Source organism: Massilia agrisoli (assembly GCF_020831365.1).
Classification (GTDB): Bacteria; Pseudomonadota; Gammaproteobacteria; order Burkholderiales; family Burkholderiaceae_D; genus Telluria_A; species Telluria_A agrisoli.
In genome coordinates this window covers 457,935-475,763 of record NZ_JAJHPV010000004.1, presented here as the reverse complement: position 1 = coordinate 475,763, position 17,829 = coordinate 457,935, and the positions used below count along the sequence as shown (strand labels likewise).

Genomic DNA, 17,829 nt, shown 5'->3' with positions numbered 1-17,829 from the left:
GCCTCAGTTGTCTTGCACAGGGCTGGCGCCCAGCAGCGCTTCGAGCTCGCGCATGTCGATCGGCTTGACCAGGTGGCCGGCGAAACCCGCCGCCCGGCTGCGCAGCTTGTCGTCTTCCTGGCCATAGCCGGTGACCGCGATGCAGGCCAGCGCGCCACCGCCCGGCATGCGGCGCAAGTGCCCGGCCAGTTCGTACCCGCTCATGCCCGGCAAGCCGATGTCGAGGACCGCCACCGCCGGCATGGCGCCGGCGGCCAGTTGCAGCGCCTGCGCCGGGTCATAGGCGACGCTGACCTGGTGGTGCTGCGCGCGCAGCAGCTCGGCCAGGAAATCGGCGGCGTCGTGGTTATCATCGACCACCAGGATGTGCTGGCGCACGGCGGCAGCGTCCGCAGCCCGCGCGCCCGCCTCATCGTCCTGGAGGTGCGCCGCGAGCGGCAACGTGATCGTGAAGGTGCTGCCCTGGCCTTGTCCGGCGCTGTAAGCGCTGGCCTGGCCGCCATGCAGCTCGACCAGGTTCCTGACCAGCGCCAGCCCGATACCCAGGCCGCCGACCGAACCATCGAGCCTGCGTTCGCCCTGCACGAAGGCTTCGAAGATATGCGGCAGCAGCGCCGGCGCGATGCCGATGCCGTCATCGCTCACTTCCAGCACGATCTCGCCGCCACGCACATGGGCGGCCACGGCGATGTGGCCGTTCTCGGGCGTGTAGCGCGCGGCGTTGGTCAACAGGTTCGACACCACCTGCGCGAGGCGCGCCGGATCGCCGTACCACTCGGTCTCTTCGATATCCACGCGCAGGTGCTGCTTCTTCTGCTCGATCAGGCTGCTCGCCATCTCAACCGCCTTGTCGAGCACCTCGCGCAAACTGGCGCGGGCCTTGCGTAGCTCGACCTTGCCGCGCGTGATGCGCGACACGTCCAGCAGGTCGTCCACCAGGCGCGTCAGGTGCGTGACCTGGCGCCGGATCACGCCCTGCTCGCGCGCCGAGCCGGTGTCGCGCAGCTTCATCAGCTCAAGCGCGGTGACGATCGGCGCCAGCGGATTGCGCAGCTCGTGCCCGAGCAGCGCCAGGAATTCGTCCTTGGCGCGCGCCGCCTCGTTCAGTTCCGTGTTCAGGTGCTCGATCTCGGCGCGCGCCTGCACCTGCTGGGTGATATCGACGGCGATCACCATCAGGCCGTACACGGCGCCGTCGAGGCGGCGCAGCGGCGACAGGTTGTAGGTGAAGTAGCGGTCTTCCAGCTCGCCGCCGTTGCGGTGGAGCGGCACCAGCGTTTCGTCGGAGATGTAGGGCAGGCCCGCTTCGTACACTGCGAGGAAGGTGTTGTGGACGGTGGAGTCGACCAGTTCGGGGAACACCTCGGTGAACGGCTTGCCGACAATGCTGTCGACCGCACGCCCGGTGATCGTCGCGTACAGCGAGTTGACCACGGTGTAAGTCAGGTCTTCGCCGGTCATCACCGCCGCCCCCACCGGCGCGTCGAGCAGCAGCCGGTTGCGCTCGGCGGTGGCGATCGCCTGCGCCTGCTCGCGCTCGATGCGGGTGCAGGCGGCGCCCGCGATGCGCGTGAACTGCTCCAGGAACTGGGCGTACAGCTGGTCGAACGGCAGCGCGGCTGACACCTCGAAGCGCAGTACCAGCGCGGCCGGCAGGCCCAGGTCGGCGGCGGCCACGCTGACCCAGCCGGCTGCGTCGTCGCCAGCGCCGGCGCTGCCCATGCGCACCGCGCGGATATCGTTCGGCGCGGCGGCGGCGGCTTGCTGCACGTGCTGCCAGACCTCGTCGATGGTGCCGCAGCTGACCATGCCGGCGCTGAGGCGGTCCAGCGCCAGCCGGCGCCGCTCGGCCAGCACGCGCGAGGTGGTCTCCTGCGACATCACCAGCACGCCGCGGATATTGCCGTCTTCGTCGAAGACCGGCGTGAAGGTATAGCTCCAGTAGCATTCCTCGACGCGCCCGCCGCGCACCATCGGCAGCCGGTTGTCCTCGTACCAGGTGGCCGCGCCGCCCTTGAGCACCGCCATGGCCTGCGGGCCGATGACGGGCCAGGTGTCGTCCCAGAAGCTGGCCGCCCTCTGGCCCAGCGCGCCCGGGTGGCGCCCGATGCCGAACGCCGGCACGAAGGCGTCGTTATAGATCTGCACCAGCGCGTCGCCCCACCACAGCACCATCGGCTGCACGGCGTTGAGCATGATGCCGGTTGCCGTCTTCAGGCTGGCCGGCCACTGGCTGATCGGGCCGAGCGGCGTGCTGCTCCAGTCGAACGCGCGGACCATGTCGCGCATCTCGCTCCCGCTGCCGAGAAAACGCAGGGCTGCGTCGTCTGGCGGCGGGGGAAACATGGTCATCGGCTCGGACACGGGTGGCTGGCCTCAGTTGCGGAAGCGGTTGATCTCGTCGCGCGTTTGCAGCGCCACCCGGCGCGCGGCCGCGGCGAAGTCTTCGCCGGCTTGCGGCGCGGCGTACAGGATCGCGCGCGAGGAATTGATCATCATGCCGGCGCCGTTGGCGCTCTTGCCGGCAGTGACAGTGGCGGCGACATCGCCGCCCTGGGCGCCGACGCCCGGCACCAGGAGCGGCATGTCGCCGACGATCGCGCGCACCTGGGCCAGTTCTTCCGGGAAGGTGGCGCCGACCACCAGCGCGCACTGGCCGTTGCGGTTCCATTTTTCGGCGACCAGGCGCGCGACATGCTGGTACAGCCTGGTTCCGCCGACGTCGAGGAACTGCAGGTCGGAGCCGCCCGCATTCGAGGTGCGGCACAGGACGATCACGCCGCGGTCGGGCCAGGCCATGTAGGGCTCGACCGAATCGAAGCCCATGTAGGGGTTGACGGTGACGGCGTCGGCGCCGTAGCGGTCGAAAGCCTCGCGCGCGTATTGGTGGGCGGTGGCGCCGATGTCGCCGCGCTTGGCGTCGAGCACCAGCGGGATGTGCGGGTAGGTGTCGCGCAGGTAGCGGCAGATTTCTTCCAGCTGGCCTTCGGCGCCGAGCGCGGCGAAGTAGGCGATCTGCGGCTTGAAGGCGCAGGCCAGGTCGGCGGTGGCGTCGATGATGGCCTTGCAAAAGGTGACGATAGCGTCCGGCTGGTCCTTCAGATGCGCCGGGAAACGGTCGAGGTCGGGGTCGAGCCCGACACACAGCAGCGAGTTATTGGTGGTCCAGGCGGCGGACAGCTTATCGATGAATTTCACGGGAGCCTTCGTATTCAGGTACAAACCCGGCATTGTACCGCGAGCGGCGTGTGCATTTGTACGCACACAATTGGTGGTTTAGGGTATATTTTTAATTATTCGACAACTACCAGGGATTGATACCATCATGACACTTAACGGATTTGCGCGCACATCCCAGATGCTGCTGGCGTTTGCCATGGCCGCCCTGCTGTCCGGCTGCGGCTACAACCAGTTCCAGACCAAGGACGAAGCCGTCAAGGCGGCGTGGAGCGAAGTGGTCAACCAGTACCAGCGCCGCGCCGACCTGATCCCGAACCTGGTCAACACGGTCAAAGGCTACGCCTCGCACGAAAAGGAAACCCTGGAATCGGTCACGCGCGCGCGCGCCGCCGCCACCAGTTTCCAGATCACCCCGGAAGTGCTGAACAATCCGGAAGCGTTCCAGAAGTTCCAGCAGGTGCAGGGCGAGCTGTCCGGCGCGCTGTCGCGCCTGATGGTGGTGGCCGAAAAATATCCTGACCTGAAGGCCGACGCCAGCTTCCGCGACCTGCAGTCGCAGCTGGAAGGCACGGAAAACCGTATCACTGTTGCCCGCCAGCGCTACATCGCTTCGGTGCAGGAGTACAACGTGCAGGTGCGCAGCTTCCCCACCAACCTGACCGCGATGATGTTCGGCTACGACGTCAAGCCATCGTTCACGGTTGAAAACGAGAAGGCCATCTCGACCGCCCCGACCGTCGATTTCGGCAAGTAAGCGATGACCCTGCTGCGCTTATTCTGGGCTGCCTGCCTGGCGCTGGCCCTTGCCGGCGGCGCCCGCGCCCAGTTCGTGCCGGTGCCGGCGCTGACCGGCCACGTCACCGACCAGGCCGGCATGCTGACGGCGGAGCAGCGCGAACGCCTCGAAGCCGTCCTGACCGACTACGAAGCAAAGACCGGCAGCCAGATCGCCGTGCTGCTGGTCAAAACCACCGAGCCGGAAGCCATCGAGCAGTACGGCATCCGCGTGGTCGACCAGTGGAAACTGGGGCGCAAGGGGATCGACGACGGCGTGCTGCTGCTGGTGGCGCGCGACAACCCGTCGGCCCTGCGGCGCCTGCGCATCGAAGCCGGGCGTGGCGTCCAGGGCGTGCTGACCGACGCCCAGTCCAAGCGCATCCTGCAAGACGTGATCGCACCACATTTTCGCCAGGAAGCATATTACGACGGCCTGGTAGCCGGGGTCGGCGCAATCGCGACCCTGCTCAACAAAGAAATGTTCCCTGCCCCGCCGCAACAGGCCGAGCGCCAGGTCCAGGCGGAAGACGAAGGGTTCCCCATCCTGCCCCTGATCATCGGCGCCTTCGTGCTGATGTCGATCTTCCGGCCGCGCCGCCGTTCGCACCTGTCGCGCGGCGGCTGGGGCAGCGGCGCCACCGGTTTCATCCTTGGCAGCATCTTGAGTAATGCCGGGCGCGGCGGCAGCGGCGGCTTCGGCGGCGGCGGCTTCGGCGGCGGCGGCTTCGGCGGCGGGGGCGGCGGTTTCGGCGGCGGGGGCGGCGGCTTTGATGGCGGCGGCGCCTCGGGAGACTGGTAATGGCGAGTTCAATCACCACGCGCCTCAAGCGCGCACTGCGCCACTGGCGCACCACGGCCGCGGTCGGCAGGGAAGCATTTCCGACCGCAAGCTTGTCCGACCTGGGCGCCGCCATCACCGAAGGCGAGCGGCACCATCGCGGCGAAGTCCGGCTGATTGTCGAGAACTCGATACCTTTCGAGCTCATCTGGAACGATGTCAGCAACCGCCAGCGCGCCCTCGCGCTGTTCGCCGAATACGGCGTATGGGACACCGAAGACAACTGCGGCGTGCTCATTTACGTCAACCTGGCCGAGCACAAGATCGACATCGTCTGCGACCGCAACATCGGCCGCCTGATCGACGGCCCGACCTGGCAGGCGGTCTGCCAGACCATGACGGACGGCTTCAAGCGCGGCGACTTCCACGACAGCACCCTGTCGGCGATCCGCCAGGTCAACGCCTTGCTGCGCCAGCACTTCCCCGCCGAGGGCGAAGCCGTCAACGAGCTGCCGGACCACCCGATCGTGCTGTGACGGCGCGCTCGCTGGTTACAATCGGGTTTTTGCCGACACCATGGAACAGACAATGAGATTAGCCAACAAAGTAGCCGTGATCACCGGCGCCACCCAGGGCATCGGGCTGGCCTGCGCCCAGCGCCTGGCCAACGAAGGCGCGCGCGTGATGATGGTCGATGTCAAGCCGGAAGGCGCCGACGCTGCCGCCACACTGGGCGAGGCGGCGCGCTTTTTTGCCGCCGACGTCAGCCAGAAGGCCGACGTCGATGCGATGCTGGCGGCGACGCTGAAGGAATTCGGCCAGGTCGACATCCTGATCAACAATGCGGGGGTGACCCACGCCGCCGATTTCCTCGACCTGGCCGAGGAAGATTTCGACCGGGTGCTGCGGATTAACCTCAAGTCGATGTTCCTGTGCGGCCAGGCGGTTGCGCGCGAGATGGTCAAGCGCCAGTCGGGCTGCATCATCAACATGTCGAGTGTGAATTCCGAGCTGGCGATACCGAACCAGGTGCCGTATGTGGTGTCAAAGGGTGGCGTCAACCAGCTGACCAAGGTGATGGCGCTGAACCTGGCGCCGCACGGCATCCGCGTCAACGGCATCGGTCCGGGCACCATCCTGACCGAACTGGCCAGGAAAGCGGTCATGGCCAGCCCTGAAGCGCGCCACACGATCCTGTCGCGCACGCCGATGGGCCGTTGCGGCGAGCCGGAAGAAGTGGCGGCGATTGCCGCCTTCCTCGCCAGCGACGACGCGTCCTACATGACCGGCCAGACCATGTACGTCGATGGCGGCCGCCTTGCCCTCAACTACACGGTGCCGGTAAAAGAATGAACAGCATAAAGCAGGACGGCTCGGAGCCGGTCAACATCCTCGCACTGGAGAACCAGTTCTGCTTCGCGCTGTATTCGGCATCGCATGCCATGACCAAAACCTACAAGCCGCTGCTCGACCGGCTTGGGCTGACTTATCCGCAATACCTGGTGATGCTCGTGCTGTGGGAACAGGACGGCATCCTGGTCAAGGATATCGGGGCCCGCCTGTTCCTCGACTCGGGCACCCTGACGCCGCTGCTCAAGCGGCTGGAGGCGAACGGCCTGGTGGCGCGCAACCGCGACCCGCACGACGAACGCCAGGTGCGCATCTCGCTCAGCGCCGAAGGCCGCTCCCTGCGCACCACCGCCCAGGAAATCCCGGCCCAGGTGGTGTCGGCCAGCGGCCGCCCGGGCGATGCGCTGGGCAGCCTGCGCGGCCAGCTGGCCACCGTGCGCGACGACCTGTTCCGCTCGATGGATGGGGCCTGATCAGCATATTCTGACCAGTTATAGGAAAAATGCATGACTGGTATCTAAAAAGACAATTGGACGAATATGTGGCGACGCACCATAATCTCACCTGTCTCCACTATTCTCCTCCAAGAAAATAGTTTTAAGCCCGCTTTCACCAGCGGGCTTTTTTTTTTGACTATGGGCCGTTAGGTATGGAAGCGCTACACCCTCGTCGTTCCCGCGCACGCGGGAACCCATACTGAAGACGATCAGTAATAAAGCGATTCGACCTCCAGCGCATACATAGTAGGGGTTCCCGCTTTCGCGGGAAATCGGGTCCGCCAGTGGCGGGCACGACGTGCTGAATTCCACACTTAACGGTGACATAGCCTTTTTTGATTATGTCCCGTCAAGCTTGAATTCGGCGAGCTGCTGCCGAAGCCAGACCGCCCCCTCCCCCCAAAGTTCTAACCCCACCCCCTTCCGTTTGCGCCACGTCATACCGCGGTCACATTGCCCACCTATACTTCATTCATCTGCTGTACACGCACCCGATAGGCGTGACGGCAGGCAGGTGTGCTGACCTTCAAGGCAGCACACCACTCCGAATTCCCGTCTCTTGGCCCGATCTTGGGTTTTGCCCGCTGCGAAGCGGGCATTTTTTTGGGGCAGAGATTCCCGATGTGTTTGATCTGGATCTAACTCAGCATTATCCGACCCTTGAAGAGGCGTGACTTTCTACTATCATGAATATCCTTTGCCATGGTTGCATGTACCGGCCAGTTAACGTCACCGGAGTAGATGAATGAGCGAACACCTGCTTGAACCCGTCAAGGGCAAAGTCCAGGCGATCCCGCCAGGACGCCGCCACCACGCTGCCGCCGAAGACCGGCTCTTTCTTCGCGAACTGAATCCTGACGATGTCATCGACCGCCTCGGCGCAGACGGCGACGGTGTCGTTGCCACCAGTTTCGGGCTGGTCAGGGAGACCTGCCCCAAGTGCGCCAACACCCACCTGCGGCTTGTGCTGCGCCAGCATTCGGTGCGCATCGCCCACCTGTTCTGCGTCAACTGCGAAAGCTGCTTCGACGCCTGCTACGCCAACGGCACACCGGCGCTGACCATCTGACCAACCCGCCGCCGGCCCCGCCCGGCGGCACCTGCGTGCGCGACGCCACCGATGCCGGCGCGCAGGCGGCTGGCGTGGTATCGTTGCCGGTTTCCACGCGCGCAAAGCCGATGCCAGCCCTGCTCTCACTCCTCTTCCTCGACCCGAAATTCCAGCGCCTGCGCTACAGCGCCGCCTTCGCCGGGTACGCCGCCATTGTCACGATGGGCGCGATTCCTGGAGCGCGCGCCGAGATCGGCAACTACGCCTCCGGCATTGTGCTGCACTCGCTGGCCTACGGCGCCATCACCCTGCTGCTGTACACCGGCAGCAGCGGCAGCGCCCCATCGCGCGCGCTGAAGTCCGTCCTGACGGTGGCCGCGATGGGCGCCGTCGACGAACTGGTCCAAAGCTTCCTGCCCTACCGCCGCGGCGCGGTCGGCGACTGGCTGGTCGATTGCAACGCGGCCATCATGGTCGCCGGCCTGCTGTGGGCCTTCCTGCCGGGCGAGCCGCGCCGCGCCCGTCCAGGCCGCTAGCAGGGCCCGGCTCCCCAACATTCACCGAACTGTTCAGCCATTTGATGTGGGTCACGTAACGACCGTGTAGCTTGGAACGTCAGCCGCGTTAGCACCTCTTACCAGAGTGGCACGCGGCATTGTCACGCACACACGAAAAAACACCCAACCAAAGGAGTTGATCATGAAGCGTATAGAACATGGCGTGCTGTTGGCCGGTCTGCTGGCATTCGGGCTCGCGGCATGCACCACTGACAGGATGGGCACGGGCGATACCGCCGGCACCACGTCGTCCGAATCGGCCACTGGGGTCAGCTACGGCACGCCTTCCACCACCGGCACGGGCAGCATGGGAAGCACCGCAGGCACGGCCGGCACGGCAACCGGCACTGGCGCCGAAACAAGCGGCGGCGCAGGCGCCATGGGCACCACCACGGATCCGCAAAGCGCGGGCGCACAGGCGTCCACCGCCGCCATGGCGCCAAACAGCGTCGTGACAATGATTGAGGTGGTGCCCCGCAGCGAAGCGGCAACCGGGGCCGGCACCATGGCGGGGGCGGCTGTTGGCGGCACTGCCGGCGCTGCCGGCGACCGCGTCTACCGCGTCACCCTGCGCATGGACGATGGCAGCACCCGCGTCATCACCCAGGAATCGGCGCCGACCTTCCGCAGCGGAGACCGGGTCAATCTGAGCGGTGGAGAAATCCGGCGCTAAGGCCGGCTCAGTAGATGCGCTCGACCTGGTAGCCTCGCTGCGAAAGCAGCTGGGGCAAGCCGTTTGCGCCCAGCAGGTGCAGCAGGCCGACGCCCACGAAGCTGACTGTCCCATCCTTCATGATGTGCGCGATTCGCTGCGCCATCTCCGGGTTGCGCCGGTCCAGCAAGGTACGGCGGGTAAAGTCGGACGTCACGGTGCCGTCGCCGATCGTGTCGGGAATCAAGGCGTCCAGCGCGGCGGCGTCGCCTGACGTCCAGGCGTCGATAATGGCCCTGGCCTTCTTCATGGACATGCCGCTGGACAGGTCATCGAGGGCTTCGCGCAGGTAAGCCTCGGCGCTGGCGTCGCCAAGCGTATCGAACAGCGACAGCTGGTAGTCGGCGCTTTCGAGTTCAGCAAGTTTGGCGCCGCGCGGCTGCACGGCGTCGAGCAGGAACGATTCGTTGCCGTGCGCGCGTTTAAAGCCGCTGCGCTCCAGTTCGATACCGATGAGCATGTTTGCCAGTAGCCAGGGCTTCAGGTGGCCGACACCGGACAGGGGAATGCCGGCAGCATGCAGGGCTGTCACCAGGCGGCGCAATGTGTCGGGCGAAACGTGATTGCGGATGTGGTCGCCGGCCGGATAGCTTGCGTGCTTGCGCACCGCCTGGTCGAAGTCGTCGCTGGCGCGCGTGTCCAGTTCGAGCACGAGCTGGCTTGAGTCCGCCAGTGCGCGGCTGACCTGCGGAGCCAGCGGATAGAAGGAACTGGCGCCGACATGGATGGTGCCGAACAGGTAGGCCATCTGGCCGTCGCGCGTGACGCGAAACAGCGCGCCCTGCCCTCCGGCAGGCGCGCCGCGAGGCTGCGCACGCGGCTTGGCCGGCGCCGCATAGGCACTGTGCGCCACCGAGCCGGCCACGGACAGCCCTGACGCAGGGGCAAGATCGCCAGCTGCAAGCGGTGCGTCCGCGGACGCTGGAGCGGACGCGGCAAGTGAGGAGATGCTGAACACAAGTCCGGCAAGCAGTCGGACAAGGCAAGGCGGCAGCGGTGATTGATTCGACATCCAGGATTCCGGCAGGCACAGCAAATACTGCCCGGATATCTTAGAGCACCCGATGCCTGCACGGAACCTTCGCACAAGGAAAATTTCGCTGCGTTATCGCTTTTATAAATCGCAGGGAGACCACCGTGCTTCGGCGCCGTGAATCCAGAGCGTGAAAATGTCGTCCCTGCGAAGGCAGGGACCTATAGCACCTCGGCGCAGATGGTTGATTGGACCCCGCCTTCGCAAGGACGACGGTGCTGATTGACCGCGCGATGCGACAAGCAGGAAGATATGGCACATCAGAGCAGATGGCCTATGAGCCGCTGCCTTCGCACGGACGACGTAGGTTATTGAACGCGCATTTCGATTAGTCAGGGCCGGAACGCGCCGGCGCACGCGCCGCCGCCGCCGCGCCAAAATGCTCCTGCTCCCAGCGCCACGCATGCAGGATGATCGCATCCAGGTCGGCAAAGCGCGGCCGCCAGCCCAGTTCGCTTTTCGCCAGGGTGGCGTCCGCCACCAGCACGGGCGGATCGCCCGCCCGCCGCGGGCCGCTTTTGCGCGCGATGGTCCGTCCGGTTACCCTTTCGGCCGCGTCGATTACCTCGCGAATCGAATAGCCGGCCCCGTTGCCGAGGTTGTAGCGCGTGCCCGGTCCGCCAGCGCGCAGTTGCTGCAGCGCCAGGAGGTGGGCGTCGCACAAGTCGCTGACGTGGATGTAGTCGCGAATGCAGGTGCCGTCGGGCGTGTCGTAGTCCTCGCCGTACACGGTGATGTCGGCGCGCCTCCCCGCCGCCGCCTGCAGCACCAGCGGGATCAGGTGCGTTTCAGGCTGGTGGCATTCGCCCAGTGCGATGTCGGGATCGGCGCCGGCGGCGTTGAAATAGCGCAGGCAGCTTGAACGCAGCCCGTATGCGCTCTCGAAATCGCCAAGCACCTGCTCCACCATCCACTTCGAGCGCCCGTAGGGATTGATCGGTTCCTTGGGATGGCGCTCGTCGATCGGCACATAGGCCGGGTCGCCGAAGATGGCGGCAGTCGATGAAAAGATGAAGTTCCTGACCCCGTGCCTCACCATCGCCTGCAGCAGCCGCACCGTGTTGCCGACGTTGTTATCGTAGTAGCGCCCCGGTTCGGTGACCGATTCGCCCACCTGGATAAAGCTGGCGAAGTGCATCACTGCGTCGAACTGGAACGCCTGCAGCAGCGCGTCGAGGGCGCCGCGCTCACCCATGTCGGCCACCACCAGCCGGTGCGGCCCGACCGCCTCACGCCTGCCGTTCGACAAGTCGTCCAGCACCACCGGCACGTAGCCAGCCGCGGCCAGTTGCCTGGTCATCTGCGAACCGATGTAGCCTGCGCCGCCGACCACGAGAATAGTTGGTTTCATCAAAGCCGCTCCTTGTTGGTCAGGGCTCGCCGCACTGGTGCAAGGTTGCCGCGCGAATCCGCTCGAGCGGCATCTTGGGCCTGCGGTCGGCGTACAGCAAGCCATTGGTTTCCTGGAAAGTGTCGGCGAACTGCGTGTAGCAGTAGCCGCTGAACATGGTGCTGCTGCTCACCACATCGAGCAGCCGCTGGTACAGGTCGAGGAAGCGCTCCTGGCAGTTGGCGCGATCCGTTTGCGCTCCGCTTTCGTCAAAGACAATGCCGCCGCAGTGGGTCAGCATGATCGGCTGGCCACGGTGCGGGAAGCCGTCGAGCGTCAGGATGCGCCCGCCCGGCCGGCGCAGGTCGACCAGCGCGCCGGGCTGGCCATTGGCTGCGTAGCGCGCCTGCAGCCGGTCGGGGTCGCAGTCCTGGTCGTGGATGCCGAGGATGTCGGTGGCCGAAGCCTCCCAGCCGTCGTTGCCGATCACCGGGCGGGTCGCGTCGAGCGTGCGGGTCAGGTGGTACAGCGCCTCGACGGCATTGCGGTGCGCCTGGATCGAGATCAGGTTCGGCACGCCCCACGACTCGTTGAATGGCACCCAGACGATGACGCAGGGGTGGCTGTAGTCGCGCTGGATGGCTTCGGTCCACTCGCGCACCATGCGGCTGATTGCCCTTGCGCTGAAGCGGTAGGCCGAGGGCATTTCTTCCCACACCAGCAGGCCCAGCTTGTCCGCCCAGTACAGGTAGCGCGGGTCTTCGATCTTCTGGTGCTTGCGCACACCATTGAAGCCCATCGCCTTGGCCAGCGCCACATCGCCCCGGAGCGCCTCGTCGCCCGGCGGGGTCAAGAGGGTGTCGGGCCAGTAGCCCTGGTCGAGCACCAGCCGCAGCGGATAGGAGCGGCCGTTGAGCATGAAGCGGTCGCGGTTGATGTTGACCGAACGCAGCGCCGTGTACGAGCTTACCCTGTCGAGCACCGCGCCGCGGTGGCGCAGGGTGACCTCGGCGCTGAGCAGGGTCGGCCGCTCCGGGCTCCACAGCAGCTCGTTGCGCGAATCGTCGATCCCGGGATCGGACAATGCGATCTTGCGGTTGGCTTCGTTCTCGAGGAGCTTGTAATGGTCGTCGGCCAGCAACTGGCCCTTGTGCCAGATCCTGACTTCGACGAACAGCTCGTCGCACGGCTCGCCGGCGGCCATCAGTTCGCAGCCGATTTCATAGTTCTCGAAGACCGGCGTCCAGCGCAGGCTCTTGATGTAGGTCTGGCCGACCTGCTCCAGCCACACCGTCTGCCAGATGCCGGTGGTGCGCGGGTACCAGATCGCGTGCGGCTCCAGCCGCCAGTCCTGCTTGCCGCGCGGCTTGGCCAGGTCGTGCGGGTCGTCCTCGACTTGCACGGTGACGGTCTGCCTGCCGCCGGGATGGAGCGCAGCGGTGATGTCGGCGCAGAACGGCGTATGGCCGCCTTCATGCTCGGCCACCAGGTGATGGTTGACCCATACCCGCGCCTTGTAATCGACCGCGCCGAAATGCAGGATGGTGCGGCCTTCGCCGCGGCGCAGGTCGAAGTCGCGCTGGTACCAGCAATGACGGTGGAAACCGGCCTCGCGCAGGCCGCTTGCGGCCGATTCCGGCGCAAACGGCACCATGATCCGGTGCGTCCATGCGAGTCCGTCGTCGGGGCGGTGGTAGCGCCGCGCGTCGTCGAACAGGAATCGCCACGGCCCGTTGAGGTTCAGCCACTGCTCGCGGACAAGCTGGGGTCGCGGGTACGCGAATTCGCTCATCGTCATCCTCCACTCGATGCCAGGCTTGCGGGATTCCCTGCAGACTTTGCGAGGCGCATGGCGCCGTACCGGCCTCTATTGTATGCCTGCGCGCGCGCCACGTTGCGGCGCGCCGCAGTTTTTTACGCGGGAGTGCCGCGCGGCAATAACCCCTGCCCGCCTTGTCAGGCGGAATACCCCCGGCGCACGCGACAGTATTCGGGTATCGTGGCGCTCGATCCCACCGCAAGGAGCAATGCATGAGCGAGAAGACCATCCGGAGCCTGCATCCGGCCCGGCGCGACGATATCGGCGACCTGCTCACGCAGCGGCCGCTGCCCGGACCCGGCATCGACCAGCTCGACCCTTTCCTGTTCCTGAACCATCACGGCCCCCAGACCTACCCGCCGGGCAACCGCGGCCTGCCGTTCGGCCCCCACCCGCACCGCGGCTTCGAGACCGTCACCTTCATCATCGACGGCATGCTGACCCACCGCGACAGCGCCGGGCACGACAGCGTGATCCGGGCCGGCGGCGTGCAATGGATGACGGCCGGGCGCGGCATCATCCATGCCGAAGTGTCGCCGGAAGCATTCCGCCAGCGCGGCGGCCCCCTCGAAATCCTCCAGCTGTGGATCAACCTGCCGTCACGCCTGAAAATGACCCGGCCGGCTTACACCGGCCTGCAGCGCGGCGAGATCCCGGCGCTGGCCGCCGCCGGCGGCCAGGCCACCGTCAACCTGATCGCCGGCGAGTGGGAAGGCGTGCAGGGCCCGGTGCAGTCGCTGACCGGCGTGTTCATGAGCACGGTCGAACTGCAGCCGGGCGCCCGCCTGCGGCTGCCTGCGCCGTTGGGGCGCACCGTGTTCCTGTACGTGGTGCGCGGATCGGTCGCCGTCGGGCCCGATACCGCCAGCGCCTTCCACCTGGCCGAGCTGTCGGAGCAGGGCGACCAGGTGCTGCTGGAAACCGCCCACGGCGCCCTGCTGCTGTTCGGGCATGCCGAGCCCCTTGGTGAACCGGTGGTGTCCCACGGCCCCTTTGTCATGAATACCCGCGAAGAAATTATCGAGGCCATCAACGACTACCAGGCCGGACGCTTCGGCGCCCCGCCCTAGGCCGGCCTATTGTCGCGCTGTTGCCTTGCGCTTGCCCGCTGCTTGTCTTTAGATGCATCAATGGGGGTAGTGGAACGAAGGTGATAAGGTGCGGTCACAGCTGAGTACGCTTTCGCGAACCCTGGAGCTGCTCATGACCTTGCCTGACAAGAAACTGCTGTGGCTTGCACTCGACCGGCGCCCGCCCGGCGCCGCCGGCGCCCTCGACGGCTGGACCTTGTGCATGGCGCGCACCTTGAACGAGGCGGAACGCGCCGTGCGCACCCACGCCTGCCAGGTCGGGCTGCTGTCGGGCCTCGGTCCCGCCGCCGACCCCGCCGCGCTCGACCGTTTCCTCGGCGCCCATGGCGGGCTGGTGTGGCTGGTGCTGGCCGCGCCAGGCGTCCTCGACCGGCCTGAATGGCGCGAGCTGGTGCGTACGCATGCGCACGATTTCCACACTGAGCCGGCGGACCCGCGCCGGCTTGCCTACGCGCTTGGCCACGCCCACGGCCTCGCCTTGCTGCACGGCCATCGCGCGCCGGCGTCCGTCGCCGCCCACACCGAACTGACCGGCAACAGCGCCGCCATCGCGCGCCTGCGCGCCCAGGTCGCGCGCCTGGGCAAATCGGACGCGCCGGTGCTGATCTGGGGTGAAAGCGGCAGCGGCAAGGACGTGACGGCGCAGGCCATCCACGCGCATTCGCGGCGCGCCGGCGGCCCGTTTGTGCCGGTCAATTGCGGCGCGATGGCGCCCCAGCTGATCCAGGCCGAACTGTTCGGCCACCTGCGCGGCGCCTTTACCGGCGCCGAGCGCGACAAGGCCGGCCTGATTGAATCGGCCGCCGGCGGCACCATCTTCCTCGACGAAATCGCCGACCTGCCGCGCGAGCTGCAGTCGAACCTGCTGCGCTTCTTGCAGGAGAAGACCATCTACCGGATCGGTTCGACCCGCAGCATCTCGGTCGATACGCGCGTGATCGCCGCGTCGAACGTCAACCTGAAGCAGGCAGTCGCCCAGGGAAAGTTCCGCGAAGACCTGTATTACCGGCTCAACGTGCTGCCGGTCACCGTGCCGCCGCTGCGCGAGCGCCGCGACGACCTGCCCGAGCTGACCGACCATTTCTTCCGCCTGTATGCAGCCGACAAGCCGCGCCACCTGAAAGGCTTCAGCGGCGCGGCCCTGCGCGCCATCGCCAGCCACGACTGGCCCGGCAATGTGCGTGAACTGATCAACCGCATCCGGCGCGCCATGGTGCTGGCCGAAGGCCGCCAGATCACGCCGGACGACCTGGAGCTGGCCGGCGCCGACCCGGCCGGCGCCGGCGATGGCCTGGGCCGGCTGCGCACCGCCGCCGAACGCGCCGCGATCGGCGCCAGCCTGCAGCGCGCCGGCAGCAACATCACGCTGGCGGCACGCGACCTTGGCGTGTCGCGCATGACGCTCTACCGGTTGATGTCCAAGCACGGCATTGCCGCCCCCAAATAAACTGTCGCACATCTGTGACGACCGCACCGCCGAGCGCGCCACGTGCCGCGGCCCAGCCTGTTTGTCACGGCAGCGTTACACAGTGCAACCAGGAAAAAAGACCCGGCCAGCGACTGGCCGGCGCTGCTTTATCGGGCCTGCTGGCAACTCCACTGTCACGCTGCTGATACACCAGCGCCCGGCTTCCCTCCCCGGCGGCGGCCCCGCCGCCCCCGCGCTGTTCCTGCCCGGTTGGTCCAGCCTTTGCATTCAAGGACTTGCGTCTGTGTCGCGGCGCTGGCACCGACTTTGCATTGTCAGTGCTGGCTGCACCGATATGCCGGACTCACACCACCGACATCAATTTTCATAAGGGGTCAACATGAAACGTTCTCTCATGGCTGCCGCGATCACGCTGGCTTTCAGCGTGGAGGCTTACGCCAACCCAACAAACACCGCCACCAATCCGTCCGGAAGCACGGGTGGTGCGATTACCCAGACAGCCACCGCCGAAAGCACCCAGCGCGGCGCCGGCGCGAAGGCCAACGAATACTCGACCGCCACCCAGGCCGACGACAACAGTACCGACCAGAACAACAGCGTCGGCGAAGCCATCGCCTCGGGCACGGGCAGCGCCGCCGCCAACAACGGCGCCACTGCCACGGCCACGATCACCGATTCGTTCAACAGCGCCAGCGCCACCGCCACCAGCAGCCTGGGCGGGACCGTCAGCGGCAACACCATCACCAATGTCGGCAACATCGCCAGCCATACCGGCAATAGCACCGGCGGCAACGCCACCGGCGGCAACGGCGCGGCCGGCACCGGCGGCGCGGCCAGCGGGGCCGGCGGCGCGGGCGCTGCGGCAAGCGGCGGAGCCGGCGGATTCGGTTCGGCTGGCGGTAGCGCGGCCAATGGCGACGCCACCAACGGCGCGGCAACCGGCGGCGCTGCCGCGGGCGGCGCCGGCGGCGCCGGCGGCGCTGCCACGGGCGCGGCCAGCGGCGCAGGCGGCGCCGGCGGGGCGGGCGGGGCCGGCGGTGCGGGCGGCTCTGCCGCCAGCGGCGCGGGCGGCGCCGGCGGCAGCGGCGGCAACGGCGGCATGGCCCTGGGCGGCTCCGGCGGCTCGGCCATGTCGGCGGGCGGCGCCGGCGGCGCCGGCGGACTGGCGCTCGGTTCGGTCGCAGGTTCGGGCGGCGTAGCCACCGGCGGCAATGGCGGCGCCTCGGGCGCGGCAGCCGGCGGCACTGGCGGTTCGGGCGGCTCCGGCGGCCTGGGCGTGGGCGGCGTGGCCGCCTCCGGCAGCGCCGCGCAAGGCGGCGACAGCACCCACCTCGGCAGCCTGGCCATGCCCACCGGCGGTTCCGGCGGGGCGGGCGGTGCGGGCGGCACGGGCGATCCCGGCGCCGCGGGCGGCGACGGCGGCAATGGCGGCAGTGCCTCGGCCAATGCCAGCGGCGACCACAGCGGCACGGCCGGAGCGGCCACCAGCACCGCCGGTGACGCCACTGCGGGCGCTGTCACTGTCGGGCGCGGCGGCGACGGCGCGGCCGGCGGCGGCGCCACCAGCGGCACAGGCGGCGACGGCGCTGCACTGACCAGCAACGGCGGCGATGCCGGCGACACCACCGCGGGCGGCGGCGAAGCCGGCGGCGCGGCCACCAGCACCGGCGGCACCGGCGAATCGGGCATCGGCGGCGCAGGCGGAGCGGGCGCAGCGGGCGGCGACAGCGGCGCGGCAACAGGGGGCGCCGGCGCAGGCGGCGCGGCGGGCGGCGACGGCGCCCGCAGCGGCGATGCGTCCAACAGCGGTGGCGGCGGCGCAGCCGGCGGCACGGCAACGGGTGGCGCGGCCAGCAACGGCCCGGCCACGGTGGGCAACGCCAGCGGCGGCGCCGGCGGCGACGGCGGTGAAGGCGGCGGCGGCAATACCGGCGGCGCCGGCGGCAGCGGCGGCGGCAACACCGCGGGCGCTGGCACCGGCGGCGACGGCGCGGGCGGCACCGGCGGCAACGCCGGCACCACCACGGTCGATGCCGGCACCTTCAACATGTCGAGCACGATGACCAGTGTCGGCCAGTCGGCCGCGGGCATCATGGTGGTCAGCCAGAACAGCGGCTTCTCGTCGCTGGTGCAGCAAAGCGTCAACGTGCAGGCCAACGTGAACGTCGGCCGCTAAGGTACTGCGCCGCGTCCGGTTCCCCGGGCGCGGCGCTCGCCTGCCTGTC

Annotated in this window: 16 protein-coding genes; 11 read left to right on the top strand and 5 right to left on the bottom strand. The window is 67.6% G+C overall.

Going from position 1 to position 17,829, the window contains the following annotated elements:
- Positions 1-3 precede the first annotated feature (3 nt).
- Together LMJ30_RS03515 and pyrF are read right to left on the bottom strand one after the other, a co-directional pair.
- Positions 4-2,352, bottom strand: a complete 2,349-nt coding sequence (locus LMJ30_RS03515; RefSeq protein ID WP_229430952.1) for a hybrid sensor histidine kinase/response regulator — start codon at positions 2,350-2,352, stop codon at positions 4-6.
- 24 nt (positions 2,353-2,376) lie between these two features.
- Positions 2,377-3,198: an orotidine-5'-phosphate decarboxylase gene (gene pyrF / locus LMJ30_RS03510; RefSeq protein WP_229430951.1), complete on the bottom strand. Its 822-nt coding sequence runs from the start codon at positions 3,196-3,198 to the stop codon at positions 2,377-2,379.
- Between the two features lie 127 nt (positions 3,199-3,325).
- Between pyrF and LMJ30_RS03505 the strand changes: the two genes are divergently transcribed.
- The 8 genes from LMJ30_RS03505 (at position 3,326) to LMJ30_RS03470 (ending at position 8,863) form a co-directional block, all read left to right on the top strand.
- The gene (locus LMJ30_RS03505; protein WP_371872968.1) at positions 3,326-3,934 is read left to right on the top strand and encodes a LemA family protein; all 609 of its coding nucleotides are present in this window, start codon (positions 3,326-3,328) and stop codon (positions 3,932-3,934) included.
- A 3-nt stretch (positions 3,935-3,937) separates the two neighbouring features.
- Positions 3,938-4,756 carry a TPM domain-containing protein gene (locus LMJ30_RS03500; RefSeq protein WP_229430950.1) on the top strand — a complete coding sequence of 273 codons (819 nt, stop codon included), beginning with the start codon at positions 3,938-3,940 and terminating at the stop codon, positions 4,754-4,756.
- The gene (locus LMJ30_RS03495) at positions 4,756-5,271 is read left to right on the top strand and encodes a TPM domain-containing protein (RefSeq protein ID WP_229430949.1); all 516 of its coding nucleotides are present in this window, start codon (positions 4,756-4,758) and stop codon (positions 5,269-5,271) included. Before LMJ30_RS03500 ends, LMJ30_RS03495 begins: the two co-directional genes overlap by 1 nt.
- A 52-nt stretch (positions 5,272-5,323) precedes the next feature.
- The gene (locus LMJ30_RS03490) at positions 5,324-6,088 is read left to right on the top strand and encodes an SDR family NAD(P)-dependent oxidoreductase (RefSeq protein ID WP_229430948.1); all 765 of its coding nucleotides are present in this window, start codon (positions 5,324-5,326) and stop codon (positions 6,086-6,088) included.
- Positions 6,085-6,558 carry a MarR family winged helix-turn-helix transcriptional regulator gene (locus tag LMJ30_RS03485; protein WP_229430947.1) on the top strand — a complete coding sequence of 158 codons (474 nt, stop codon included), beginning with the start codon at positions 6,085-6,087 and terminating at the stop codon, positions 6,556-6,558. The genes LMJ30_RS03490 and LMJ30_RS03485 overlap by 4 nt, the downstream gene beginning before the upstream one ends.
- 769 nt (positions 6,559-7,327) lie before the next feature.
- Positions 7,328-7,651: a hypothetical protein gene (locus LMJ30_RS03480; RefSeq protein WP_229430946.1), complete on the top strand. Its 324-nt coding sequence runs from the start codon at positions 7,328-7,330 to the stop codon at positions 7,649-7,651.
- Between the two features lie 35 nt (positions 7,652-7,686).
- A complete protein-coding gene (locus LMJ30_RS03475; protein WP_229430945.1) occupies positions 7,687-8,169 on the top strand; it encodes a VanZ family protein in 483 nt (160 codons plus the stop codon).
- 163 nt (positions 8,170-8,332) lie between these two features.
- Positions 8,333-8,863: a hypothetical protein gene (locus tag LMJ30_RS03470; RefSeq protein WP_229430944.1), complete on the top strand. Its 531-nt coding sequence runs from the start codon at positions 8,333-8,335 to the stop codon at positions 8,861-8,863.
- Positions 8,864-8,870: 7 nt separating this feature from the next.
- On the opposite strand, the gene LMJ30_RS03465 is transcribed toward LMJ30_RS03470, so the two are convergent.
- The 3 genes from LMJ30_RS03465 to LMJ30_RS03455 form a co-directional block, all read right to left on the bottom strand.
- Positions 8,871-9,914 carry a TraB/GumN family protein gene (locus LMJ30_RS03465; protein ID WP_229430943.1) on the bottom strand — a complete coding sequence of 348 codons (1,044 nt, stop codon included), beginning with the start codon at positions 9,912-9,914 and terminating at the stop codon, positions 8,871-8,873.
- Positions 9,915-10,263: 349 nt separating this feature from the next.
- Positions 10,264-11,286, bottom strand: coding sequence for a UDP-glucose 4-epimerase GalE (gene galE, locus LMJ30_RS03460; RefSeq protein ID WP_229430942.1), 1,023 nt, complete (start codon positions 11,284-11,286; stop codon positions 10,264-10,266).
- Between the two features lie 19 nt (positions 11,287-11,305).
- Entirely contained in the window at positions 11,306-13,057 is a 1,752-nt protein-coding gene (locus LMJ30_RS03455) for a glycoside hydrolase family 2 protein (RefSeq protein ID WP_229430941.1), read from the bottom strand.
- 239 nt (positions 13,058-13,296) lie between these two features.
- On the opposite strand from LMJ30_RS03455, the gene LMJ30_RS03450 reads away from it, so the two are divergent.
- The 3 genes from LMJ30_RS03450 to LMJ30_RS03440 all read left to right on the top strand — a co-directional run bounded on the left by LMJ30_RS03450 (position 13,297) and on the right by LMJ30_RS03440 (position 17,780).
- Complete coding sequence (locus LMJ30_RS03450) at positions 13,297-14,154, top strand: pirin family protein (protein ID WP_229430940.1); 858 nt, start codon at positions 13,297-13,299, stop codon at positions 14,152-14,154.
- 133 nt (positions 14,155-14,287) lie between these two features.
- On the top strand, positions 14,288-15,622 hold the full coding sequence (locus tag LMJ30_RS03445) for a sigma-54 dependent transcriptional regulator (RefSeq protein WP_229430939.1): 1,335 nt from the start codon (positions 14,288-14,290) through the stop codon (positions 15,620-15,622).
- A gap of 361 nt (positions 15,623-15,983) precedes the next feature.
- A complete protein-coding gene (locus LMJ30_RS03440; protein WP_229430938.1) occupies positions 15,984-17,780 on the top strand; it encodes a hypothetical protein in 1,797 nt (598 codons plus the stop codon).
- Positions 17,781-17,829: the final 49 nt, after the last annotated feature.